Origin of the sequence: Pseudomonas abyssi, from assembly GCF_002307495.1 — a bacterium.
GTDB lineage: Bacteria > Pseudomonadota > Gammaproteobacteria > Pseudomonadales > Pseudomonadaceae > Halopseudomonas > Halopseudomonas abyssi.
In genome coordinates this window covers 234,095-258,084 of the sequence record NZ_NTMR01000010.1, presented here as the reverse complement: position 1 = coordinate 258,084, position 23,990 = coordinate 234,095, and the positions used below count along the sequence as shown (strand labels likewise).

Sequence of the window (23,990 nt, the reverse complement as noted above, 5' to 3'; positions counted from 1 at the left end):
ATTGCCTGGCGTCAGACGCGCGCTTAGCATGTTTGAAATATCAAACATGGCTGTTCTAAATGTGTTACGACAGCCGGAACACCCTACTAGAGGACTCTTCAGATGGAGCTGCACTGCCCTGACCTGTTTCGCCAGCAAGCCTTTGTCGCCGGTCACTGGTGCGAGGCCGACAAGGGCGCGCGCACCGATATCGCCAATCCGGCAAGCCATGAGCGCCTCGGGAGCGTCCCGAACATGGGTGCGGACGAAACCCGCCGTGCTATTGAGGCGGCACGTGTCGCCCAGCAGCAGTGGCGTCAGCGCACCGCCAAGGAGCGCGCCCAGGTGCTGCGCAAATGGTTTGAGCTGATGATGCAGCACCAGGAAGACCTGGCCCGCATCATGACCGCCGAGCAGGGCAAGCCGCTGATCGAGGCACGGGGCGAGATCGCTTACGCCGCTTCTTTCCTGGAGTGGTTTGGCGAAGAAGCCAAACGGGTCTACGGCGATGTCATTCCCGGCCATCAGGCGGACAAGCGCATTCTGGTGCAGAAAGAGCCGGTTGGTGTCACGGCCGCCATCACCCCGTGGAATTTCCCCGCTGCGATGATCACCCGCAAGGCCGGGCCGGCACTGGCTGCCGGTTGTGCCATGGTGCTCAAGCCGGCGCCGCAAACGCCGTTCTCGGCGCTGGCGCTGGCCCATCTGGCCGAGCAGGCCGGCTTGCCGGCGGGGTTGTTCAGCGTGGTCACCGCCGATGTTGATCGCTCCCGCGAAGTGGGCGACGAGTTGTGCAGCAACCCGGTGGTGCGCAAACTCTCCTTTACCGGCTCCACTGGTGTTGGCATCAAGCTGATGGAGCAGTGCGCTCCGACCCTCAAAAAGCTGTCGCTGGAACTGGGCGGTAACGCGCCCTTTATCGTGTTTGACGATGCCGACCTGGACGCCGCGGTCGAGGGCGCCATGATCTCCAAATACCGCAACGCCGGTCAGACCTGCGTCTGCGCCAACCGGATCTACGTGCAGGATTCTGTCTACGACGCCTTCGCTGCCAAGCTGGCCGCCGCGGTTGCCAAGCTCAAGGTGGGTGACGGCACCGAGGCCGGGGTAACCACCGGGCCGCTGATTGACGCCCGCGCGGTCGAGAAGGTGCAGCGCCACCTCAAGGACGCGATCAACAAGGGCGCCAAGGTTGTGGCTGGCGGCAAGCCGCACGAACTGGGCGGCTTCTTCTTCGAGCCGACCATTCTCACCGGCGTCGACAGCAGCATGGCGGTTGCCCGCGAAGAAACCTTCGGCCCGTTGGCGCCGCTGTTCCGCTTCAGCGATGAGGCCGATGTGGTGCATCAGGCCAACGATACCGAATTCGGTCTGGCGGCCTATTTCTACGCTCGCGATCTGAGCCGCGTGTTCCGCGTCGCTGAAGCACTGGAGTACGGCATGGTCGGTATCAATACCGGCCTGATTTCCAATGAGGTGGCGCCCTTTGGCGGCATGAAGTCCTCGGGCCTGGGCCGCGAAGGCTCCAAATACGGTATCGAAGAGTACGTCGAGATCAAGTACCTCTGTCTGGGCGGTATCTGAGTCGTAGCAACCCGATGGGGAGCAGTCGGCTCCCCTCCTATTTCCGCGAGGCGGTTATGAGCAAGACCAACGAGTCCCTGATGCAGCGGCGGCACAATGCTGTCGCCCGTGGTGTAAGCCAGATTCATCCGATTGCCGTGCAGCGCGCCGAGAACGCGACCGTCTGGGACGTGGAAGGGCGACAGTACATCGACTTTGCCGGCGGGATCGCGGTACTCAACACCGGCCACCGTCACCCCAAGGTGATGGACGCGGTGCGCCGTCAGCTGGAGCAGTTCACCCACACCTGTTTTCAGGTGCTGGCGTATGAGCCCTACATTGCCCTGTGCGAGCGGCTGAACGAGATGGTGCCCGGTGACTTTGCCAAGAAGACGCTGTTGGTGACCACAGGCTCCGAAGCGCTGGAAAATGCGGTCAAGATTGCCCGCGCGGCGACCGGCCGTGCCGGGGTGATCGCCTTCACCGGTGCCTATCACGGCCGCACCATGATGACCCTGTCGATGACCGGCAAGGTGGCGCCGTACTCTGCCGGCATGGGCTTGATGCCCGGTGGCGTCTACCGCGCGCAGTATCCCTGCCCGTTGCATGGCGTCAGCGATGACGATGCCATCGCCAGCATCGAACGTATCTTCAAGAACGATGCACAGCCGCAGGACATTGCGGCCATCGTCATCGAACCGGTGCAGGGCGAGGGCGGTTTTTATGTCGCCAGCCCGGCCTTCATGCAGCGCCTGCGCGCGCTATGCGATCAGCACGGGATTTTGCTGGTGGCCGATGAAGTGCAGACCGGAGCCGGTCGTACCGGCACTTTCTTCGCCATGGAGCAGATGGGGGTGGCGGCAGACCTGACCACCTTTGCCAAGTCGATTGCCGGCGGTTTTCCGGTCGCGGGCGTTTGTGGTCGTGCCGAGGCGGTCGATAGCATTGCGCCGGGCGGCCTGGGCGGTACCTATGCCGGTAGCCCGCTGGCCTGTGCCGCCGCGCTGGCGGTGATCGAGGTATTCGAGGAGGAGAACCTGCTGGCGCGCAGCCGTACCGTAGGTGAGATTCTCACGGGCCGCCTGCAGCAGCTGGCGACGGACGACAAGCGCATCGGTGATGTTCGCGGTCTGGGCGCAATGGTGGCCTGTGAGCTGTTCACCGCCGACGGCAAACCGGATGCGGAGCTGACCGCACGTATTGTCGGCGCGGCGCGGGACAAGGGCCTGATCCTGCTGTCCTGCGGCCAGTACGGCAACGTGATTCGTATCCTGGTGCCGTTGACCGCCACTGACGTTGAGCTTAACGCGGGCATGGACATTATCGCCCAGTGCTTCGCTGAGCAGCGCTAGGCACGCGCGGCGGCGGGCGCTCAGAAGGTCGAGAGCCCGCTGGCCTCCATGAACCGGTAGACCAGATAGCGCCAACGGCTGTGATCTGCAAAGTCTGCGTAGGGCAGGCTGTAGATGGCACCGTTGGCGTTCTGCCATTCACGCTCGAAGTCTTCTCGCTGGCTGCGGATCTGCGGATCGTCGCGCAGGCTGATCAGGCGTACGCTGGTTTCCAGGTTCAGGTCGTGCAGGTTGCGGCGGGTGAAGTTGGCCGAGCCGGCGATCAGCTCGGCGCTGCCGTCTCGGCGCTCCAGACGAATCCACTTGCGATGGCATTGTTCACCTTCGGTCGCGCACCAGCGCACCGGAATGCCTGCCTGGTGCAGATCCCAGGCCGCCTGACGGTTGGGAATGCCGTTCTTCTCCCGGCCAAAGGCGTCGCGGTTGGGGTCCAGTATCACGCGCAGCGTCGCGCCGCGCTGGTGGGCGGCAATCAGCGCTTCGATGACGGGCCGCGAAGACAGGTAGAACATCTCCAGATCCAGCCTGTCGCCGGCTTGCGCGGAGCCGATCAGTTGCAGCAGCCCCTGTTCGATGGCGCCCTCGGTTAACACCTGCAGCTGTGGCGGCGCGCTGCTGGACACCGCTGGTGCGGCAGGCCAGTCGGCGGCCAGGGGGTAGCCGGAGAGCAGCGCGATCGCGCGTTCTGTCTGCAGCAGGTCGAGCGCCGCTGCGCCGCTGAACTGCACCGCGCTGTTGTCGTGGCGGCTGCTGGCGTCATGCGGATTCATTGAGGTCACCAACCCGGTCCATTCACCGTCACGGCCAACGATCAGCGTCTTGCGGTGATTGGCGCGGAAGTTCAGCAGGTGCAGATAGCTGCGCAGCGTGACCTTGCCGTCGCCGACCGGGTTGGGCAGCCAGCCGCCCTCGGTGTTGTTGCCCAGGTAGCGGCAACACAGACTCCAGATGCCGGTCCAGGTCGGGTTGGACGCAGGCAACTGACTCAGATCGGTCATCACCACGGCTACCCCGGCGCCGCGCAGGGCCCGCAAATGGCGCGATTCGACGCCCCCATAAAGAGTGTTGAACGGATCGGTGATCAGCACTACGGGCATCTGCGGCTGGCGCTGCCGGGCGGCGATCAGTGCCGCTGTCAGTTGGTCTGACAGCGGGCGGTAGCTGTCCTCACCAGCGAAGTCGTTGAACAGGAACATGTCCACCACAACCAGCTCATTGGCACTGTCGATCAGTTCGAGGACGCGGTCCATGATCTGTTGCTGAATGTGCTCTTGGCCCTGGCTGTCGCGCCAGGTCTGGTCGAATAGCAGTTCGACATCGATGGCAGGGCGCAGCGGGGTGGCGGTGGATAGCTCTTCGGGCATCTGCTGACAGCCGAACAGGCTGACCAGGAGCAGGGACGTCAGCAGCTGGCGGAAACAGGATAGGGACATGAAGGCAGGTCTGTTGCGGAGTTAGATGCAGCGTGCCCCAAGCGGGGCCGCCAATGCAAACCGCAACGCACCGGCCCGGCGCAGGGCGCTCCGGGCCGGTGCAGAGATTCAGGCAGGTTGGGCGTCAGCCAGTTTAGGGTTAGGGCCAAAGCGGTTGTCGCCGGCGTCCCCTTCGATGCACAGGAAGATCAGCAGGATGATGCTACCGACAAAGGGCACCAGGCTGATCAGAATCCACCAGCCACTGCGGTTGGTGTCGTGCAGGCGACGGATGCACACGGCAATCGACGGCAGCAAAACGGCCAGAGAATACAGCGGCACCAGCAGCATGATGCCGAGGATGCCATCAATCACGCCGCAGATGATGGAGGCCAGGATGTTGAACAGAATAAACATCCAGTATTCCTTGCGACGGGCACGGCCCTGAAACTCGACATACTTCTTCAATACAGCGGTATACCATTCCATGCGGTTTCCTTTCTTTGGGAATGTGGAGCTAAAAGGGGATTGGTAACGCGCGGGGGTACGGTGAACCGCTCCCTGGTTGTGACAGTCAATCCCTGTAGCGGCCATGGCCGCCCGCGGTATTTAAGCCGCCATGCCGGAGTCGGGTCAACCGCCTGGCGCCGGCGGAGTGCTAACCTGTGAGCGGTTTGACACCTTTGGGGGGCGCATGCGCCGGCGTGGTTCGATACTGTTGCTGATTTTTCTGCTGCTGACGCTGGGGGTGTTGCTGGTGCGGCTGTGGGGGCTGCAGCAGTTGCACGCAGCGAGTGTTCAGCAACTGGATTGGCAGGGGCTGCGTTGGCGTGATGCTGCGCTGCAGGTCGATGAATTGCATTTGCAGATGCAGGACGGGCTGCGTTTGACGGTGCAGCAGGCGCGTCTGCAGCCAGGCTGGCGCGGCGGCCCGCGACTGCGGATGCTGCAGGCCAACAGCCTGCAGTTGCACCTGCCGGCCGCGCAAGGCACTAGCCAGAGCGGTGGACTGGACCCCCTGCTGCTGCTCGGTGACGAACAATTCTGGCGTCAGCTGGCCAACTGGGCGCCGGATAGCGCGCGCGTCGGGCAGATCAACGCCAGCCTTCCCTGCCGAGATCAGCGCTGTCAGCTGGCGGGTGCCTGGCAGCTGCAGCGCACGGAGCAGGCCGATGGGCTGGCGCTGTCGAGCGCATTGCGACTCGACCTGGACGGCCAGCAGCTTGATGTTCAGCCGCAGCTGCATCTGGATGCCGAGCGGGTGGAGCTGCAAGCTGACCTGCAGATCGATCAGGCGACCGCCGCCCGGTTGAGCAGTCAGTGGCGCGGCGGGCAGCACTGGCAAGGCAGCCTGCACATGCCGGACTGGCCGCAGACTCCCTGGCTGTTTGGCTACCTGGGGCGCTGGATGGCGCTGGGTGCGCTGCCGATCGAACAGATACCGGCTGCCGCCCAGCTGCAGCTGGATTGGCAGCTGGACGCGGCGCGCGTGCCGGAGTCGCTGCATGACTGGCTGGCGGGCGATGTGCAGCTGCAGGGACGGCTAGCGCTGCCGGAGCCTTGGGCAGTCGATCAGGTGGGTGAGGTGAGTGGCGAGCTGAGCGTGCAACTGCAGGGCGCAGCGGGCGACTGGCAGCTGACCCAGAGCAGCCTGCAGGCACGCTTGCAGGCGCTGGCGTTACCCGCTTTGCACGATGTGCCGGCGGCGCTGCGGCCACAGCAACTGGAGCTGCAACTGAGCCCGCTGGCAGGGCAACGCCTGCAGCCGGACGCCTTGCTGCAGGCTGATCTGCTGGTCGAGGCCGCGTTGCCAAAAGACGCCTCCGTGACGCTGGCTGGCCTGGTGTCCGCGCCGCTGAATCGTCAGTGGCAGCTCGCCAGCGACGCCCTGCAGCTGAGTCTGCAGGCGCCCCTGCTGGATCTGCCCGCGCTGCGCGCCCGGGGCGTCAGTGGTCGCTGGCTTGTGCGTCTGCAGGCTGACGCCGCAGCCCTGCAAGCGGCGCTGGTGGAGCCCGGGATGTTGCGCTGGCAGCAGTTGCAACTGGCGGATGCCGGGCTTGGGCTGCGTGATGCCAGCCTGGTGCAACCGGCGTTGCAGCTGACCTTGCCGCTGACGGGCGACGCAGCGCTCACTGCCTCGGGTCGCCTGGACGGCAGCCTGGCGGCCCTTGAGCATCCGCAGCTGAAGGCGCAGCGCTGGGAATTGAGTGGCGACTGGCGCTGGCAGCAGACGCAACTGAACTGGCGCGGCAAGGTGAACAACGCTGCCGGGCTGGCGTTGGCCCACGACGCCAGCTGGCCGGCGGGTGGCGACTGGCGCCTGAGCGGTGAGCTGGCGCCGCTGTTCATGCGCGCCGGCAACCCGCTGGCAGACACCCTGGCCGGCTGGCCGGAACTGCTGGGGTTTGCCAGCGGGCAGGTCAGCGGCAGTCTGCAGGCCAGTGGCGGGCGCCAGCTGCGGGTGCGCAGCGATCTGACCTTGAGCGGTATCAAGGGGATTTATGACCGCACGGCTTTCAGCGGGCTGGACAGTCCGCTGAAGCTGCAGCTGGAGGGCGAGCAACTGACACTGAGTGTGCCGTCATTGCAACTGGCCCAGGCCAACCCGGGCATTGAGCTGGGGCCCTTGCGCGGGCAGTTGACCTACCACGCCGCGCTGGCACAGCCGGCCAATGGTCGCCTTGAGGTCAACGAGTTGCGCACCGGGCTGCTGGGCGGTGAGGTGCGGGTGCGGCCGACAACCGTGGACCTGGCTGAGCCCGAGCAGCGCGCTGAACTGCAACTGCAGGGGCTGGAACTGGGTCGGCTGTTCGAAGTCTATCCGACAGAGGGGCTCAGCGGCGGCGGCACCCTGGATGGGCGGTTGCCCGTGCTGCTGCGCGACGGGCAGCTGCTGATCGACGAGGGCGCAGTTGCCGCGCGTGAACCGGGTGGCGTGCTGCGCTACCGCTCGGACAAATTGCAGCGCCTGGCCGCAGCCAACCCGAGCATGCGCGAGCTGGCCGGAGTGCTGGAGGACTTTCACTATACTGTCCTCAGCTCCCAGGTAGACTATGGCGAGAATGGCAATATGATCCTTGGATTGCGCCTGCAGGGCAGCAATCCCGACTTTCAGCAGGGGCGGCAGGTCAATCTGAATGTCACCCTGGAAGAGAACATTCCGGCCTTGCTGGCCAGCCTGCAATTGAGCGGCAAGGTCAGCGAGATCATTCAACAGCGGGTTCAGCAGCACCTGATCAAGCAGCGTGCTCAGCAACCCTGACAAGGAGCGCCCATGTACAGGCGAGGGCTGACAATCGTGTTTCTGGCCGGCCTGCTGTCGGCCTGCGCCGGACCGACGGTGCAACTGGCGGCGCCCAGCGAGCCGATCAATATCAACCTGAACGTCAAGATCGAGCACGAGATCTACGTCAAGGTCGATCGCGAGCTGGATGACATTTTCGACGAATCCAGTGGCCTGTTCTAAGCCCGTTGCGAAAGGATACCCATGATGCGTAAAACGACTTATCTGATCTGTGGCCTGCTGGTCCTGCTGCTGGGTAGCGGCGCGGCGCTGGCCATGAGCCTTAATGAAGCCATGTCCGCATTGCCTGCGGCCAAATCTGCTGGCCAGCTGGGCGAGCAGCCCAACGGTTATCTGGGGGTGGTGAGCAACGGTGGCAACGCCGCTGAGATCGCCCGGCAGATCAACGCTGCGCGCAAGGCCGAATATCAAAAGGTGGCGCGCGATAACGGCGTGGCGCTGAATGACGTCGAGCTGATTGCCGGCCAGAAGGCCATTGATCGCACGCCCGCCGGCCAGTACGTCCAGGTCAACGGCCAGTGGACGAAGAAGTAGCCGGCAACCATTCGATACTGCCGTACCAGCCGCTGACCGACTGACCACTGTTGTCGCAGTCGGTCATGATGGCCAGCCCATCTATCTGATCCAGCGTCTGCCCGTGCAGGCGCTGGAAATCCTCTCTGACATTACGTTCCAGCACCACTTTGCCCTGCGGCACCCCGCTACTGACCGCCAGCATCTGCGCGTTGGCGGTATAGGCGTTGGGCCAGTGGCTACCCACCGGCTGACTGGATGACCAGACGTAATTCACCGCCAGGGTGCGCCAGGGCAACAGCCCGCCGTCTTTCACGACATACAGACGCACCGGGTAGTCATCGCCCTCGCGGCTGCGTTCGTTGAGGCCGCTGAAGGGTTGGCTGATGGCCCAGCTCCAGCGCAGCACCGGCGTCTGGCGCAGGTCAATCTGCTGTTCGAGGTAGCGCGCGCTGGCCTGGCGGTCGCTGCAGTCGGCGCGGAGCAGGGGGCTGCCGTCCAAAGGGTCGAGCTGGTAGCGGGTCGCTGCGGCAAAGCTGCGCTCTGGCCACTGGAGGATATCGGCCGGGCTGTAGTGTTGGGCGTGGCACAGGCCGACACCGGGCAGGCAGGTCAGCATGAGCAGTAGTGGTCGACGCATGAGCAGGTCCGCTGGCAGGGGCACTCCAGTATGGTACCCCAGCGCGGTGCTGGTCAGTCGCTCAGGGCACTGACTCGCAGTTGCTCGGTGCGGTCGAAGCGCGCGTCGAGCAATGCCTGTACGGCGCGCTCGCGGTCGCTGTCGGCCAGACCGGACTGGCTGAGGATGGCATCACGTTCTCGGCGATAGTCGTCCAGCCGCTGCTGCCATTGCGCGCGCTGCACATCCAGCGCTTCCAGCCGGGCGGTGGCCTCGGGGCCGACCATGTCCATGCGCAGCTCACGCACCGCCGCCGGGTCGGCACCGGCTTCACGCAGCGCCTGGGTCTGCTGGCGCAGGTCCTGATGAATTTGCGGTACCAGCAGCGCCTGCATGGCTTCGGGCAGGCTTTCGCGCAAGGCCTCGATGTCCTGCGCCTTTTCCGCTTCGCTTAACGCCGGGTTGTGCAGGATGCTCAGGCGCTCCAGGGTGAAGCGGTTGTAGCTCTCCTCGGCGGCAAAGAAGGCCTGGTGTTCGGCCGGGTTGAAGAGGTCGGCGCGCAGGCGTTCAACCGCGTCCTGACGAGCCCACAAGCTGTCGATGTCGGCCGCGGCAGGAAAGTCCTGCTCAAGCGCGACCAGCGCCCGCTGATAGTCGAGGTAGCGCTGGAACAGGTCCAGTGCCTGGCTGCGCGCTGGATCATCCAGGCTGTCACGGATCAGTGCCTGTACCTGGGCGACGATCTGCTTATGTTGCTGTTCGCCAGCAGTGCTCAGGTAGTAGTCGAACAGGTGCCGCAACTGATCGCTGATCAAGAGATTGCCGTCGGCGTCGGTCTGCAGCCGGCCATCCACCTCGGTGCCGCGCAGTGAGGCGGCCTGGGGCACGGTGCTGGAGGTCGGCTGCGGGCTGTGCAGCAGGCTGGCCGGTGCTGCCTGCTCGTTGCTGGGCGCGGTGCCAGCAACCGTAGGGGCATCAGGGGCGTCGGGGCGGGTCAACTGCCAGCCTAGCAACAGGGCGGCGGCCAGCAGAGGAAGGTAGACAAGGGCTTTCATCGAATACTCACGCGAGATGAAAAGGAAAACAGCAGGGCCGCCAGCGTGGCGGCCCTGTCGGGTCACAGACCGGCGTTCTTCAGGCGGTTGGCCTGCTGCCGATACACGGTGACCGGGTCGGTTTCGAACAGGCTGGTCAGGCCCAGGGTCTGGTTGACCTCGTCCAGGTGGTTCATGCGGTAGTTGTCGCGGATCACCATACCCAGGTGCGAGCTGCAACGTCCGACCAGACCGTCGTTGGCTTCGCCGCCGAAGGTCAGCGAGGAGGCGCCCATCAGCAGGTCTGAGACGTCCAGAACATTGGTCAGCGGGCTGGTGCCGCTCCAGGAGTAGTAGCGCACACCGTTGACCTGGTAAGCCCCTTCGCCACAGGCGCTGGTCGGAATACCCTGCGGGAACTTGGCATTGAAGCGCGCTGCGCCTTCGCTGTTAAGTGATTCCAGCGAGCCCAGTGAGTTCTGCGGGGTGTTTGAGCTGCTGCCGGAGAGGAAGTTGATCAGCGCGCCCAAGCCGTTGACGATCCCCGCCAGCAGGGCTTCACCCGATGAGCCCTCGGGGATCTGTCGGAGGAAGTCGGCGGTGGCCGAGCCCTTGTGCGGCGCGCCGACGCTGGTGACCGAAGCAACCAGATCGGGGCGCAGCGCAGCAACGTAGCGCACGGTTGGGCCGCCGTGGCTGTGGCCGATCAGGTTGACCTTGCCCTTGCCGCTGATGGCGACGATCTCTTCCACCTGTTCGAGCAGTTGTTCACCGCGCGCTTCGGAGGTGTCGAGCTGGCTGACTTCGGTGATGTAGACGGTAGCGCCATCCTTGCGCAGGGCGCTGGGGATGCCGTACCAGTAGTCGACGCCGAGGATGCTGTCGAAGCCGAGCATGCCGTGGCTCAGGACGATGGGATACTTGGTCTTGGTGTACTGCGACGATGAGCTGAACCAGAACGCATTGGCCTGGGTGCTCACGCCCAGCGCGGCGATCAGGCCGCAGGCGACACTGAGTCGGGTTTTACGCGACATGACGAAACTCCTGTTTGTTGTGCTTGTTTTTGTATCGTCTTGAGGCACTTTTGTTAGTGCCTGGCCGCTGAGCATAGTCAGCGCCTGCGCCGGAAAGTAGTGACTGATCGACAGAACAGCGCCGCCAGCGTGACGGCGGAGAAATGACCGGCGAGTCATTGGCTCTGCAACGCCACTATTCAAGCGGATTATCCGATGAACGGAAATTCAGACTATGGCGCTCCGGCAAAGAAGCCCGGTTTACGGCGCCTCGCCCAGGTAGGCACGCTGGATCAGACGCCATTCAGGCGACTCGGTCAGGCGCAGGATGGCTTCGTTGACCTCGTCGCGCAGCGGGCTGCCGGTTGGCAGTGCCAGGGCATACAGCTGCTGATCGAAAACGCCGGGTAGCAGGTCCAGTCGGTCTTTGCCCAACTGCTGGTTGCGGTACTGCAGCAGCGGGCGGTCATAGACCACGGCATCGCTGTCACCGGCGCTGACCGCCTGCATGGCGCTGTGCAGATCGGGGTAGGTGTTGCTGAGGATGCGCTGCTCCTGCAGATACTGGGCGCTGGCGGTGCCGTCGATGGTGGCCACGGTATTGCCGGGCAGATCCTGCGGGCCGCTGATCTGATATTGCAGGTTGCTGACGGTCAGCGAACTGGTGATGGCGGCGGTAAAACTGGCAACCATGATCAGCCCGGCAAACATCCACACCAGTGCTAGCAGGCGGCCGGCGAGGGTGATGGGGGCCTTGTCGCCATAGCCGACGGTGGTCATGGTCACGGCGGCCCACCAGAAACCGGCGCCGATACCCTCGGCGTTGCTGCCGCCAAACTGCTCTGTATTACGGCGTCGCTCCAGCAGCCAGAGCAGAAAGCCAGCCCCCAGCAGCAGCAACGCAAGGGCGCCAATCACGCTGAGAAACCCCCAACTGAACAACGCCTTGAGGCTCTGCAGCAACCCTTGCCTGGGGGAGTGGGGCACACCGATGGATAGTCCGGTCTGGTAGAAGGGGTGGCTGAAGTCGAAGGCCGCTTCGCGCTCGGCGGTCATGGTCAGCGCGCCGACGACGACATCGACCTCGCCTTGCTCGACGGCATTCAGCAACTCGGAGAACGGCATCACCTGCCACTCGAAGGTCCAGCCCTGACGCTCGGCGATGGCGCGCCACAGATCGATGCTGATGCCTTCCCAGTCGCCATTGCCGTCGGCGATGACGAAGGGGGGCACCTCGGTGATGCCGACGCGCAGCGGCGTGCTGTCAGAGGTGCTGGTTTGGGCATGGACGAGCGGGGTGGCGCACAGCAGCAGGCAGACGATTAGGCGGGTGCAGGCGGCAAGGGACATGGCAAACTCCTTTTTGATCCTGTCTGCAGGGTAACAAACTGAGCATCCTGTGCCAGCGCGGGATCGACTTACGTACAGACCAGCGATTTGCCGCAGGCGCAGACCAGGCCCTTCTGGTAGGCTGCTGGCTCTGACCCTAACATCCAACCTACGGAGGCCCGACAGGGACAGTTGATGTTGACTGGATATCTCGAAAGTTATGCGTTCTGGCTATTGCTGGGGCTGGCGTTGCTGCTGTCGGAGTTTTTCTTCCCTGGTCTGATTGCGGTGTTTTTTGGTCTGGGTGCTTTGCTGGTCGGTGCCTTGACGCTGGTTGGGCTGGTTGAAGGACTGGCCTGGCAGGTGCTGCTGTTCTCGTTGTTCAGCGTGGGCACGCTCTGGTTGCTACGCCGTCGCTTTCAGCGCTGGCTGCGCGGGGGCGAGTCCGATCTGGCCCTGCGCGACCCTGACGATGCCGGATTGCTGGGCATGCGCGTCAGCGTGCTGACCGACTTTGTCGACGGTGTCGGCGATGTGCAGCTCAACGGCGCAAAGTGGGACGCCGAGTCGAGCGAGCCGCTCATGCAGGGTGACACCGCCTGGGTGGTGAGCCACTCCGGTATTGTCCTGCAGGTGAGTGCAACACGGCCCGCCGCCAACTGAATCCTTCCCATCTACTCTACGGAACTCTTTACATGGAAATTGCTACCATTCTGTCCCTTGGTTTTCTGGCGCTGGTCATCGTTGCTCTGGCCAAGACCGCACGTATCGTGCCGCAGCGTTCGGCTTTTATCGTTGAGCGACTGGGTAAGTACGCAAAAACCCTGGACGCGGGTTTTCACATTCTTATCCCCTTTGTTGATCGCGTTGCCTACAAGCACACCCTGAAAGAAGAGGCGATCGACGTACCCAGCCAGGCCTGTGTCACTCGCGACAACATTCAGGTGGTGGTCGATGGCGTGCTCTACCTGCAGGTGGTCGATCCCAAGCTGGCCAGCTATGGCATCAACGACTACCGCTATGCCTCCATGCAGCTGGCACAGACCACCCTGCGTTCGGTGGTCGGCAAGATCGATCTGGACAAGACCTTCGAAGAACGTGAAACCATCAACGTGCAGGTGGTTGAAGCGCTGGACGAGGCGGCCAAGCCCTGGGGTGTGAAGGTGCTGCGCTATGAAATCGCCGATATCGAGCTGCCGGCTACCATCCTCGATGCGCTGGAGAAGCAGATGCGCGCCGAGCGGGAGCGCCGCGCGGTCGTCGCCCAGTCCGAAGGCGAGCGTGAAGCCAAGATCAATGTCTCCGAAGGCCAGAAGCAGGAAACCATCAACCTGTCGGAAGCCGACAAGCAGCGCCAGATCAACGAAGCCGAAGGTAAGGCGCGCGAGATCGAACTGATCGCCACCGCAACCGCAGAAGGTCTGCGCCGCGTTGCCGAGGCCATCAACACCCAGGGTGGCCAGGAAGCGGTATCGCTGCGGGTGGCCGAGCAGTACGTGAAAGAGTTCGGCAAACTCGCACAGACCAACAACACCATGATCCTGCCGGCAGAACTGAGCAACATCGGCTCGGCCGTCGCCGCGATCACCAAGACGCTGGAAACGGCTCGGAAATAAGCGGCAAGCAGCAAGCAGCAAGCTACAAGCTACAAGCTACAAGCTACAAGTTTGAAGCCTGAAGCTGGAAGAGAAAACCGTGCGGCGTGAGTCGTGCGGTTTTTTTAACATCTAGCTGGCGTAGATGCTTGACTCTGCAAGACTGGCATCCCGCACACTGCTCCAGCCTCCAGCCTCCAGCCTCCAGCCTCCAGCCTCCAGCCTCCAGCCTCCAGCCTCCAGCCTCCAGCCTCCAGCCTCCAGCCTCCAGCCTCCAGCCTCCAGCCTCCAGCCTCCAGCCTCCAGCCTCCAGCCTCCAGCCTCCAGCCTCCAGCCTCCAGCCTCCAGCCTCCAGCCTCCAGCCTCCAGCCTCCAGCCTCCAGCCTCCAGCCTCCAGCCTCCAGCCTCCAGCCTCCAGCCTCCAGCCTCCAGCCTCCAGCCTCCAGCCTCCAGCCTCCAGCCTCCAGCCTCCAGCCTCCAGCCTCCAGCCTCCAGCCTCCAGCCTCCAGCCTCCAGCCTCCAGCCTCCAGCCTCCAGCCTCCAGCCTCCAGCCTCCAGCCTCCAGCCTCCAGCCTCCAGCCTCCAGCCTCCAGCCTCCAGCCTCCAGCCTCCAGCCTCCAGCCTCCAGCCTCCAGCCTCCAGCCTCCAGCCTCCAGCCTCCAGCCTCCAGCCTCCAGCCTCCAGCCTCCAGCCTCCAGCCTCCAGCCTCCAGCCTCCAGCCTCCAGCCTCCAGCCTCCAGCCTCCAGCCTCCAGCCTCCAGCCTCCAGCCTCCAGCCTCCAGCCTCCAGCCTCCAGCCTCCAGCCTCCAGCCTCCAGCCTCCAGCCTCCAGCCTCCAGCCTCCAGCCTCCAGCCTCCAGCCTCCAGCCTCCAGCCTCCAGCCTCCAGCCTCCAGCCTCCAGCCTCCAGCTCCAAAACAAAACCCGGCACCAGGGCCGGGTTGCTTGCAGCTTGCCGCTTGAGGCTTGCAGCTGACGGCCGTCAGGCCGTCCCGCCCGCTCTACGCTCCTTCCACCCCTCCAGCATCGACAGCAGCGCCGGCACCACCAGCAACACCAGCAGGGTCGAGAAGCCGAGACCGAAGGCAATCGAGGTGGCCATCGGGATCAGGAACTGCGCCTGCAGGGACGTTTCGAACAGCAGCGGCAGCAGGCCGCCGATGGTGGTCAGGGAGGTCAGCATGACCGCCCGCAGACGCTGCACCACCGCTTCGTTCAGGGCGTCGTTGACGGCCAGTCCACGCTGGCGTTGCTCCTGATAGAAGCTCACCAGGATGATCGAGTTGTTGACCACGATACCGGACAGACCAAACAGCCCGAACAGCGACAGAATGGTCAGGTTCAGCCCCATCACCCAGTGACCGAGCAGGGCGCCGACCAGCGCCAGCGGAATCACCGACATGACAATCAGTGGCGTACTCCAGGACGAGAACACCCAGACGAGTACCGCGTACATCAGCAGCAGCCCGATGATCAGCCCGTCGCGCATGTCGGCGAGGGTTTCCTGCTGGTCGACCGAGCGTCCTTCGAAGCTGTAGCGCACGTTGTAGCGGCTGGCCAGCGCGGGCAGCTCTTGTGCGGCGGCTTTGAGCACGACGCCTGCGGTGGTCTGGCCGCTGTCGATGTCGGCGGTGACGTCGGTAGCCAACTGGGCATCGGCATGACGCAGCGCCGAGAAGCCCTGATTACTGGTGAAGGTCACCACCTGACGCAGCGGCACGAAGCGGCCGTCATCCAGGCGAATGTTCAGATTACCCAGGCTGGCGAGGCTTTCACGCTCGGCACGGGGCAGCTGTACCCGTACTTCGATTTCATCGCGCTTGTCCTGGTAGATCTGCGCCAGGCGGCCATCGTAGGCCGCACGCAACTGGTTGCCGACGCTCTCGATGCTGAGCCCCAGCGCCTGGCCATAGGGCGTCAGGCTGTAGACCAGCTGCTCGCGCCCCCAGGTCATGTCGTCATCGGTGCTGACCACCCCTTCGATGCCGGCGAGAATGACCGACAGCGCGTCTGCGGCTTCCTTGAGCTGCTGCGGTTCGGACCCGGTCAGGCGAATATCGACGTCCTTGCCGGGCGGGCCGCTCTGCTGCTCGGTGATGTTGATGCGCTCTATGCCCGGCGGTGGCTGGATGCGCCGTTGCCACTCGCGGATAAACGCTTTGTTGCGCACGTCGCGGTGGTCCGGCGAGACCAGCTCCACCATCATCGAACCCAGGTTGTCGCCCTGACGGGCGACCCCGTTGTCTCCCAGCACTTCGCCTTCGCGGGTCAAGGCGGTGAGGATCAGCTCGCCCCCCAGCGCCTGCTCGGTGTCGCTCAGGCTCTGTTCCAGCTCCCGCATGAAACTGACCATGCTGGCGCGGGGGGTGCCGGCGACGAAGCTGACGTTGGCATACAGCACCTGCGGCTCGGGCGTGGGGAAGAAGCTGAAGCCGATGCGCCCGCTGCTGAGCAGGCCGACGGTGATCACCACACTGACCAGGGCGCAGGCCAGCGTGGTGCCGCGATTGGCCAGCGCCGCCTGGGACAGGCGGCGAAACTGGCCATCACGAAAGCGATTGAAACTGCGGTCGAAGCGCGCGCGGATGCTATCGAGGCGGTTGCCGACGGCCGCCAGGCGTCCGGTGCGGGGCTTGCCGGGTCGGAAGGCTTCACGCAGGTGATGCGGCAGCACGACGAAGCACTCCAGCAGCGAGGCAATCAGCACGCAGATCATCACCGTGGGGATGTCGCCCAGAATATTGCCGAAGATGCCGCCGACCATCAGCAGCGGCATAAAGGCGGCGATGGTGGTCAGTGAGGAGGCCACGACCGGCCAGAGCATACGTTTGGCCGCCCCCTCCGAGGCGCGCTCGGACGCCTCGCCATTGCGGTGGTGGGCGTCGGCGTCCTCGCCGACCACAATGGCGTCGTCGACGATCACCCCCAGCGCCATGATCAGGGCGAACAGCGAAATCATATTAATCGATCCGCCAATGACCCAGAACACTGCCATGGCGGCGAGGAAGGCGGTCGGAATACCCACCGCGACCCACAGCGCCACCCGTGCAGGCAGAAACAGATACAGCAGAATCAGCACCAGCACCAGACCGCTCAAACCGTTGTTCACCAGCAGGCGGATACGGTCGTCAATCAGCTGCCAGGCCTGGTCATAGGCATGAATCTGCAATTGCGGCGGCAGGGTGGGGCGGATGTCTTGCAGCCAGTCGTTGAGGATCTTGGCCGACTCCAGGGAGTCGCCGTCTTCGCTGCGCTCGAGCTGCAGCTCCACCGCAGGATAGCCGTCGTAACGCAGCAGCACCTGATTGCGGCGTGGCTCCTGGCGGATATCGGCAATATCGCCGAGGCGCAGGTGGCTATCGCCTTCAGGTTGCAGGGCAATGCTGCCGAAGGCCTGCGGGTCGCGACGTTGCTCGATGGCGCGCAGCTCACGGGCTGAGTCCTGCTCACCGGCCTGGCCGGCGGGCAGATCGCGCGATTCGGCGTTGATGCGAGTGGCCAACTGGTCTAGCGACATGCCCAGACGGCGAAGCTCGGCATTGGGTACTTCGATGCTGATCTGCTGCTCGGGCACGCCGTTGATGACGATGCGGTCCACACCGTGGTTGAGCAGGTCATCTTCCATGCGGTTGGCGATGCTGCGCAGTTCGTGCGGTTCGAACGGCCCGTACAGCAGCAGGTTGGCAATCGGGTCGTAGCGGGCAACCCGGACGACCTCGGGTTTCTCGGCGGCGGCGGGCAGGTTGCGGAACTCGTCGACCTGTTGTCGCGCGTCGTCCAGGGCGACAATCGGATCAGTGCCCTCGCGGAATTCCAGGGTGATGCTGGATACGCCCTGGGCGGAGGTCGACGTCATGGTCTTGAGGTTCTGCAGGCTGCGCAGTCGCTGCTCCAGCGGGATGGTGATGGCCTGCTCGACGTCCTCGGCAGCGGCCCCGTTCCAGATCACTTGTACGGTGACGAAGTCGAGTGCGAAGGTCGGAAAGAACTGGATGTTCATGCGTGACAGGCCGATCACACCGCCCATCAGCATGATCAGCATCAGCAGGTTGGCAGCAACCTTGTGACGAACAAAAAAGCCCAGCGGCCCGGTGCTGCTCATTCCTCCGACTCCGCCGCGGGGTCACCGGTATCGACCCGCAGCCCTGACATGGCATTGGGCAGGTGGGTGGTGACGATCTGCATGCCGCTTTGCAGCGCTTGCGAACGTACCAGCACTCGGCTGTTGCCCTGTTCATCCAGCGTCTCGCCGACACGCTCAACGGCAATCGCCTGCAGACGACTGTCGTTGACCGTGTAGATGGTGTTGTTGCCATACAGTGCGCTGTACGGCAACGCGACACTGTCATTGCGGCTTGGACGGGCGACGCTGACGGCCATCAGGTTGCCCAGGCGCAGGTCGGCACGCGGGTTGTTGACGCGGAATAGCGCCTCGATACCACTGGCGTCGGCCTGGCCGGCAATGCGGGTCAGCGTCAGCTGCAGCGGTGGCTGCACATCCAGGCTGCGGGCTTCGAGCTGCTGGCCTTCGCCGAGGGCGTTGATAAAGTCCTGGCTGTGTACCTGGGGCACCAGTGCGCGCAATTCCATGCCCTCTAGCGGGTAAAAGTCGAGCAGGGCAGCGTTGGCGTTGACTTGATCACCCACGGCAACCTGAACGCTGCCGATTACGCCGTCGAAAGGGGCGATGAAGCGGCTGCGCTCGGCGTCGCGCCGGGTGCTGTCGAGGGCTGCTTCGGCGCGCTCCACGCGCGCCTCCAGAGCGGCCAGCCGGGAAGGGTAGGCGGTCAGGCTGCGCTGGCGGTTGGCGACCGTGAGCGCGGCGCGATCAAGCACGTCCTGGGCGTTGTCCAGCTCGACGGCGGGCACCATCTGGCGCTCGACCAGTTGCTCCATGCGCTCCAGCGCCTTGCGTGCGTTGTCCTCGAGCCGTCGTTCCATGCGCAGCGCCTGGCGATCTGCGTCGTTGGCGAGTTTTTCGCTCTCCAGCTGGGCCTTGGCATCAGCCAGCTCGGCGCGAGCCTGGGCAATGCGTGGCTGAATGTCGGCCTCATCCAGGGCGACCAGCAGGTCTCCCTTGGCAACGCTGGCGCCATCGTTGGCCGGCAGCTCGGCGATGCGGCCTGACAGCGGTGCCACCACGGTAAAGCGGCGCGGTGATTCAAGCTGGCCGTACAGTGTCAGGCGCGGCTGGAAGGCATCAGGGCTGATGGTTTCGGTGGCAACCCGCCAGGCGCGCTCCTGGTTGCCGACGGGCTCGGGTTGGTCGCGGGTGACGCGCAGCAGGATGAAAATGATGATTCCGACGACAACGATCAACAGCGGTGTGAGACGTTTACGCATTCCTTCTCTCTTGTTCTTTCCTGCGGGCGTAAGGGTCTCTCTGTATAGCGTGTGACGGTGATGGTCGCAATAGCGCTGAGTGTCGCGGCAGTGTCCTTGCGTACACTGCGCAGATCAGTGACTGCTGCCGATCTCCCGCTCGAGGCGGTCGAGCTGCTGGGCGACCTGGACACTGGCCTGTTCCATGTCCAGGAGCAGCCGGTGCAGCCTGTCATTGTCACCCTTGAGAGCGGCGTCGCGCGCCTGCAGACCGCATTCATGTACCTGGCGATGCACGTTTTCCAGCTGACGATATGCCGGCAGGTGGCTGTACAGGTCAGCTCCCTGGCCACGGTAATACCATTGCCCCAGGCGGCATTCGTGGTGATCGGTGAGTGATTGGCTCAGGTTGCCGGCGGCGATGCGCTGGTATAGATCCATCTTCCAGACCACATGATCGAGCTTTACGGTCGACAGAAAGCTGCGCGTGGCAGAGCTGTTGATCACCTGCTTCATCCGGTCGGCATGGTCGATGACCTGATGGGTTACCTGATCAATCTGCTGGGCAGAGGCAGCGATTTCCAGGCTGCTCTGCATGGATTCCTCAGCCATGCCGGACAGGGTCTGGCTCTTTTCCATTACCTGGGTTACCAGAACCTCAATGTTTTCGCTGGCGTGCTGGGCCTTCTCGGCGAGACTGCGTACCTCATCGGCTACCACGGCAAAACCGCGACCCACTTCGCCGGCTCGTGCCGCCTCAATGGCCGCATTCAGGGCCAGTAGGCTGGTCTGTTTGGAGATGTCCTGGATGACGGCAATGAAGGCACGAATGCGGCCGGCGGTTTCGTCAAGGCTGCTGGCGGACTCGGCATTGCGCTCGGCATGGTTGCCGACCGTGTCGGAGCGTGCCTGCAGGCTGCTCACCGCCTGCTGGGTCTGGGCGAATATCTCGCTCAGCGCGGTCAGGGTCTGTTGCTCATCCATCAGACGGCTTGCTGCGCCGGCCACCGATTCGCGCACATCCTGGACCAGATGATCTCCCATTTCCCGGCAACCGAGCAGCTTCTGGGACAGGGTCTGCTCGCTCTCGGCAATGCCGATACGCGCATCGAACTGCCGTTGTCGGTCGTCCAGTTGTACCGTCAGGGTGCCGAGTTGCTCCTGCAGTTGCCGGTTCAGTTCTTGGGATTGTTGCAGCTCTGCGCGCAATTGACGGCTTTTGAACACGTTTTGCTCCTGGATGGGCAGGGAGGGGTATAGGGACGATACTGTTATCGGGCCGACTCGGACCTGTTATCGGCTCGGTAACATAAAACTGTAATGATGCGTTGATTCGACTGGCAGATTATTGATTTGCGGCAGGATTTGCCTTGTCGCTCAGCGTTGGCAGCGGCTATGGCCCGACATATCCGCAGTCGATCAAGCTTCACCGGAGCACGGCACAGCGACTAGGGTTGGGAAAACAAAAAGCGCCCCGCGCCAAAGCCGCCCGGGCAGACAATGGAGAGCATGCTGTGGACACCGAACTGCGCTGGTTGAAGTCGTATCCGTCGGACGTGAATTGGGAGCTTGCCTACACCCCGGAGGCCATTCCGGCGTTGCTGGACGCGGCCGTCACTGAGTTCCCCGATAATCCTGCAATCGACTTCCTTGGCCACAAGCTCACCTACAGCGAACTCGACGCGCTGGTCTCCCGCGCGGCCCGTGGTCTGCAGAAACTGGGGGTTGGCCCCGGCGTCCATGTAGGGCTGTATCTGCCCAACTGCCCGCATTACTTCATCGGTTTTCTCGGTGTGCTGCGCGCCGGCGGGACGGTGGTGAACTATTCACCGCTGGATGCTGAACGCACCCTCGAGCACAAGATCGAGGACAGTCAGACCGACATCATGCTGACGCTGGATCTGGAAGCCTTGTACCCGCGCATGGCGAGCCTGATGACGCGCACTCGGCTGCGTCAGCTGGTCGTGGGCAGTCTGGTCGAGTTCTGTGGTGAGGTCAGCGACGAGCAGTGCCATCTGCTTGGCAAACCGGCGATGGTGGCCTGGGGCGATCAGTGCTGCAGTTTTGCCGAGCTGCTGGACAATGCCGGCGATTATCGGGAGCACCTGCTGGCCGATCCGGCCAACACGCTGGCTGTGCTGCAATATACCGGCGGCACCACCGGCGTCCCCAAGGGGGCGATGCTGACCCACGGCAATATCACGGCCTCCTGTGCCCAGCTGCGCGAGGTGTTGCGTTCGGCGATCGTGCCCGGGCAGGAGCGGGTGCTGGCAGTGCTGCCGCCGTTCCATATCTATGCGTTGATGGTCAACATGATCTTCGGTCTGCGCGCCGCTGCCGAGCTATACCTGCATCCGCGCTTTGATGTGCCCACCGTGCTGCGTGAAATCAGCCAAAGCCGGATTACCACCTTCCCAGGCGTGCCGACCATGTTTATCGGTTTGCTGGCGCATCCGCAGACCGCCGAACACGACCTGACCTCGCTGAAGATGTGCAACTCCGGTGGCGCGCCGCTGCCGGTAGAGGTGCAGCAGCAGTACAGGGTGCGCTCCGGTTGCGCGCTGCGCGAAGGCTGGGGCATGACCGAGACCACCACCAGTGGCACCTTTACCCCGCGTGATGCCGCGCCGCGTCCAGGTTCGTGCGGTATACCGGTGCCCGGCACTCAGATCCGTATTTTGCCGCTGGACGGCGGCGAAACCGAGCTGCCGGCCGGCGAGCGGGGCGAGGTGTGCATTCAGGGGCCGAATATTACTGCCGGTTACTGGAAGCGCCCTGATGCGACCGCCGAGGCGATGACCAGTGAGGGCTTTTTGCGCACCGGGGATATCGGTTACATGGACGAGGACGGCTACGTTTATATCGTCGACCGTACCAAGGACATGATTCTGTGCAGCGGCTACAACGTCTATCCGCGCGTCATCGAAGAAGCCATTTACGAGTATCCGGGTGTCGAAGAAGTGTCCGTTATCGGTGTTGATGACGCCTATCGCGGGCAGGCGCCCAAGGCGTTTATCAAGCTGAAGGACGGGGCCGAGGCGTTTGACTTCGAGACCTTGCAGGCGTTTCTGGCATCACGGCTGGGCAAGCATGAACGCCTGTCGGCGATGGAGATTCGCCCCGAGCTGCCCAAGACGCCGGTCGGCAAGCTGTCGAAGAAGGAGCTCTACGAAGAAGAGCGCCAGCGTCAGGCGAGCGCCGCCAGCGCGGCGACCGCCTGAGTTCTGCCTAACGGCCTGGCCGCTGGTCAGGCCGACAGGCGCCCAGTCAGCGTTCCCAGCTCGCCAGACAGTTCGTGCAGGGTCTGACTGGCGCGGGAGGTGCTGTCGACTTCCTTCTGGTTGGCCGCGGCAATATCGGTAATCTCGGTGATATTGCGGCTGATGTCCTCGGCTACGCTGGTCTGCTCGTCAGCGGCAGTGGAAATCTGCCGGTTCATGTCGCGTACCGCCTCGATGGCCAGGGTGATCTGCTGCAGCCGCTCGCCCGCCTGATTGACCTGCTGCATGCTGTTTTCACTCTGCGCCTGACCGCTGGCGATGGCCTTGACCGCTTCGCCGGCCCCGGTCTGCACGTCATTGATGATCTGCTGGATCTCCGAGGTGGACTCGGCGGTACGCTGGGCCAGGGTACGTACCTCGTCGGCAACCACCGCAAAGCCACGCCCGGCTTCGCCGGCGCGGGCTGCTTCGATGGCAGCGTTGAGTGCCAGCAGGTTGGTCTGCTCGGCAATGCCCTGGATCACATCCAGTACCTTGCCAATCCGGCTGCTGTCGCCTTCCAGGCGCTGAATCACCTCCGTGGTGTGGTTGATCTGCTGCAGCATCGCCTGCATGGCGGCGATGGTCTGCTGCATCACCGCAGCGCTCTGCTGGGCGTTGCTGTCGACGTCGTCCGCGGCGTGCGCGGCTTCGGCTGCGTGTTGCGCGACCTGCACGGCGGAGGCTGACATTTCCTGCATCGCGGTGGCTACCTGATCGGTGCGCGAGAACTGATCGCGGCTGCCCTGGGCCATGCGGGTGGCGATGGTGTTGAGTTCACCGCTGGCGCGATCCAGCTCGCCGGTACTGCGCTTGAGCTGGCCAAAGGTATCTTCCAGAAAGTCGCGCAGCTGGTTGGCAGCACGCGCCAGGGTGCCCAGCTCGTCGGCGCGATGACTTTTGATCGGCTGGCCAAGACGGCCAAGACTCAACTGCTCGATCTGGCGGATCAGGTGGGTGATCGGGTTGACCAGGCGGCGGTTGACCAGCCACTGGCTAAGTACGCCAATCAGCACCGCAGCGACGCAAAGACTGACCAGCCCGACCCACAGCGCGCTGCTGGCCGCCTGATTGATTTGTACGCTCTGCTGCTGGGCCTGTTGATTAAGGCGCAGGGCCAGATCGCTCAGGTGTTCGCTGAAGTCACGATCAATGCCGCGGGCGGCCTGATCACCGGCGGTGGGCTCAAGGCCGGAGGTCTCGAAGGCACGCAGGCTGTCACGGTAAGCGCTACCCAGGGCCTGATGTTTTTGCATGAGCTGGCGCGCCTCGGCCTGCTGGGCGCTGTCGATATCCAGCGCGGAAATCTCCTGCAGGGTGGCCTGAACCGCTGCTTCGCTGGCCTCGAACTGGCTCCAGTACTTACTGCGGTCCGCGTTGTTGGCGCCGCGCAGCAGCACGTTCTTCCATTCCTGCACCTGGGTCTTGAATTCCAGATTGGCGCGGTTGATCAGGCTGGCGCTGGCCAGCGGGCGCTCGAGCAGGCTTTGATAGCTGTTGACGCTACCGGCCAGTGTCAGAGTAATCACAAGAGAGACCAGCAGCATCAGCAGCAGGCTGCCGAGCATGAGTGCGAGGGTTTGCTGACGCAGGGAACGGTTGATGGCCATATAGTCACCTGAATAGGGTGGGGATGGTCCTTCATCGCAGAGTGAGCATTGTTTGGCACCAATAGCGTGCCAGCAGGTCGAAACGCC

Annotated in this window: 19 protein-coding genes and 1 pseudogene; 8 read left to right on the top strand and 12 right to left on the bottom strand. The window is 63.8% G+C overall.

Going from position 1 to position 23,990, the window contains the following annotated elements; genetic code table 11:
* Positions 1-102 precede the first annotated feature (102 nt).
* Together gabD and gabT are read left to right on the top strand one after the other, a co-directional pair.
* The gene (gabD, locus tag CNQ84_RS08945) at positions 103-1,563 is read left to right on the top strand and encodes an NADP-dependent succinate-semialdehyde dehydrogenase (RefSeq protein WP_096004537.1); all 1,461 of its coding nucleotides are present in this window, start codon (positions 103-105) and stop codon (positions 1,561-1,563) included.
* 56 nt (positions 1,564-1,619) lie between these two features.
* Complete coding sequence (gene gabT / locus CNQ84_RS08940; protein ID WP_096004536.1) at positions 1,620-2,894, top strand: 4-aminobutyrate--2-oxoglutarate transaminase; 1,275 nt, start codon at positions 1,620-1,622, stop codon at positions 2,892-2,894.
* A gap of 20 nt (positions 2,895-2,914) precedes the next feature.
* Here the strand turns inward: gabT and CNQ84_RS08935 are convergent, their stop codons facing one another.
* Together CNQ84_RS08935 and CNQ84_RS08930 are read right to left on the bottom strand one after the other, a co-directional pair.
* The gene (locus tag CNQ84_RS08935; RefSeq protein WP_096004535.1) at positions 2,915-4,327 is read right to left on the bottom strand and encodes a phospholipase D-like domain-containing protein; all 1,413 of its coding nucleotides are present in this window, start codon (positions 4,325-4,327) and stop codon (positions 2,915-2,917) included.
* Positions 4,328-4,435: 108 nt separating this feature from the next.
* On the bottom strand, positions 4,436-4,795 hold the full coding sequence (locus CNQ84_RS08930) for a DUF805 domain-containing protein (RefSeq protein WP_096004534.1): 360 nt from the start codon (positions 4,793-4,795) through the stop codon (positions 4,436-4,438).
* A gap of 205 nt (positions 4,796-5,000) precedes the next feature.
* Between CNQ84_RS08930 and CNQ84_RS08925 the strand changes: the two genes are divergently transcribed.
* From CNQ84_RS08925 to CNQ84_RS08915, 3 genes are read left to right on the top strand one after another with little or no spacing between them, the layout of a single operon-like run.
* Positions 5,001-7,568: an intermembrane phospholipid transport YdbH family protein gene (locus CNQ84_RS08925; protein ID WP_133065885.1), complete on the top strand. Its 2,568-nt coding sequence runs from the start codon at positions 5,001-5,003 to the stop codon at positions 7,566-7,568.
* 12 nt (positions 7,569-7,580) lie between these two features.
* On the top strand, positions 7,581-7,772 hold the full coding sequence (locus CNQ84_RS08920; RefSeq protein ID WP_065335720.1) for a YnbE family lipoprotein: 192 nt from the start codon (positions 7,581-7,583) through the stop codon (positions 7,770-7,772).
* A gap of 21 nt (positions 7,773-7,793) precedes the next feature.
* The gene (locus CNQ84_RS08915) at positions 7,794-8,144 is read left to right on the top strand and encodes a YdbL family probable chaperone protein (RefSeq protein ID WP_096004532.1); all 351 of its coding nucleotides are present in this window, start codon (positions 7,794-7,796) and stop codon (positions 8,142-8,144) included.
* Here the strand turns inward: CNQ84_RS08915 and CNQ84_RS08910 are convergent.
* From CNQ84_RS08910 to CNQ84_RS08895, 4 genes are all read right to left on the bottom strand, one after another.
* On the bottom strand, positions 8,119-8,763 hold the full coding sequence (locus CNQ84_RS08910; protein WP_096004531.1) for a DUF3047 domain-containing protein: 645 nt from the start codon (positions 8,761-8,763) through the stop codon (positions 8,119-8,121). The two genes, CNQ84_RS08915 and CNQ84_RS08910, sit on opposite strands and share 26 nt — an antisense overlap.
* A gap of 53 nt (positions 8,764-8,816) precedes the next feature.
* On the bottom strand, positions 8,817-9,797 hold the full coding sequence (locus CNQ84_RS08905; RefSeq protein ID WP_096004530.1) for a lipase secretion chaperone: 981 nt from the start codon (positions 9,795-9,797) through the stop codon (positions 8,817-8,819).
* Between the two features lie 62 nt (positions 9,798-9,859).
* Entirely contained in the window at positions 9,860-10,810 is a 951-nt protein-coding gene (locus CNQ84_RS08900) for a triacylglycerol lipase (protein ID WP_096004529.1), read from the bottom strand.
* A 240-nt stretch (positions 10,811-11,050) separates the two neighbouring features.
* Positions 11,051-12,139, bottom strand: coding sequence for a transporter substrate-binding domain-containing protein (locus CNQ84_RS08895; protein WP_096004528.1), 1,089 nt, complete (start codon positions 12,137-12,139; stop codon positions 11,051-11,053).
* A gap of 174 nt (positions 12,140-12,313) precedes the next feature.
* Here CNQ84_RS08895 and CNQ84_RS08890 point away from each other — a divergent pair, with 174 nt between their 5' ends.
* Positions 12,314-12,781 (top strand): NfeD family protein, encoded by a 468-nt coding sequence (locus tag CNQ84_RS08890; RefSeq protein WP_096004527.1) that lies wholly within the window; start codon positions 12,314-12,316, stop codon positions 12,779-12,781.
* 32 nt (positions 12,782-12,813) lie between these two features.
* Positions 12,814-13,734, top strand: a complete 921-nt coding sequence (locus CNQ84_RS08885) for an SPFH domain-containing protein (protein ID WP_096004526.1) — start codon at positions 12,814-12,816, stop codon at positions 13,732-13,734.
* Positions 13,735-13,838: 104 nt separating this feature from the next.
* Here CNQ84_RS08885 and CNQ84_RS20655 read toward each other — a convergent pair whose 3' ends face one another.
* The 5 genes and pseudogenes from CNQ84_RS20655 to CNQ84_RS21085 all read right to left on the bottom strand — a co-directional run.
* Positions 13,839-14,642 carry a hypothetical protein gene (locus CNQ84_RS20655; RefSeq protein ID WP_217350076.1) on the bottom strand — a complete coding sequence of 268 codons (804 nt, stop codon included), beginning with the start codon at positions 14,640-14,642 and terminating at the stop codon, positions 13,839-13,841.
* Positions 14,643-14,693: 51 nt separating this feature from the next.
* Positions 14,694-17,813, bottom strand: a complete 3,120-nt coding sequence (locus CNQ84_RS08870; protein WP_096004525.1) for an efflux RND transporter permease subunit — start codon at positions 17,811-17,813, stop codon at positions 14,694-14,696.
* A complete protein-coding gene (locus CNQ84_RS08865) occupies positions 17,810-19,054 on the bottom strand; it encodes an efflux RND transporter periplasmic adaptor subunit (protein ID WP_096004524.1) in 1,245 nt (414 codons plus the stop codon). Before CNQ84_RS08865 ends, CNQ84_RS08870 begins: the two co-directional genes overlap by 4 nt.
* Before the next feature lie 114 nt (positions 19,055-19,168).
* Positions 19,169-19,549, bottom strand: a complete 381-nt coding sequence (locus CNQ84_RS21090; RefSeq protein WP_425439956.1) for a CZB domain-containing protein — start codon at positions 19,547-19,549, stop codon at positions 19,169-19,171.
* 39 nt (positions 19,550-19,588) lie between these two features.
* A pseudogene (locus CNQ84_RS21085) lies at positions 19,589-20,017 on the bottom strand (methyl-accepting chemotaxis protein); the annotation flags it as partial.
* A gap of 530 nt (positions 20,018-20,547) precedes the next feature.
* Between CNQ84_RS21085 and CNQ84_RS08855 the strand changes: the two are divergent.
* Positions 20,548-22,254 carry a long-chain-fatty-acid--CoA ligase gene (locus tag CNQ84_RS08855; protein ID WP_096004522.1) on the top strand — a complete coding sequence of 569 codons (1,707 nt, stop codon included), beginning with the start codon at positions 20,548-20,550 and terminating at the stop codon, positions 22,252-22,254.
* Between the two features lie 26 nt (positions 22,255-22,280).
* Here the strand turns inward: CNQ84_RS08855 and CNQ84_RS08850 are convergent, their stop codons facing one another.
* A complete protein-coding gene (locus CNQ84_RS08850) occupies positions 22,281-23,903 on the bottom strand; it encodes a methyl-accepting chemotaxis protein (protein ID WP_096004521.1) in 1,623 nt (540 codons plus the stop codon).
* Positions 23,904-23,990 lie beyond the last annotated feature (87 nt).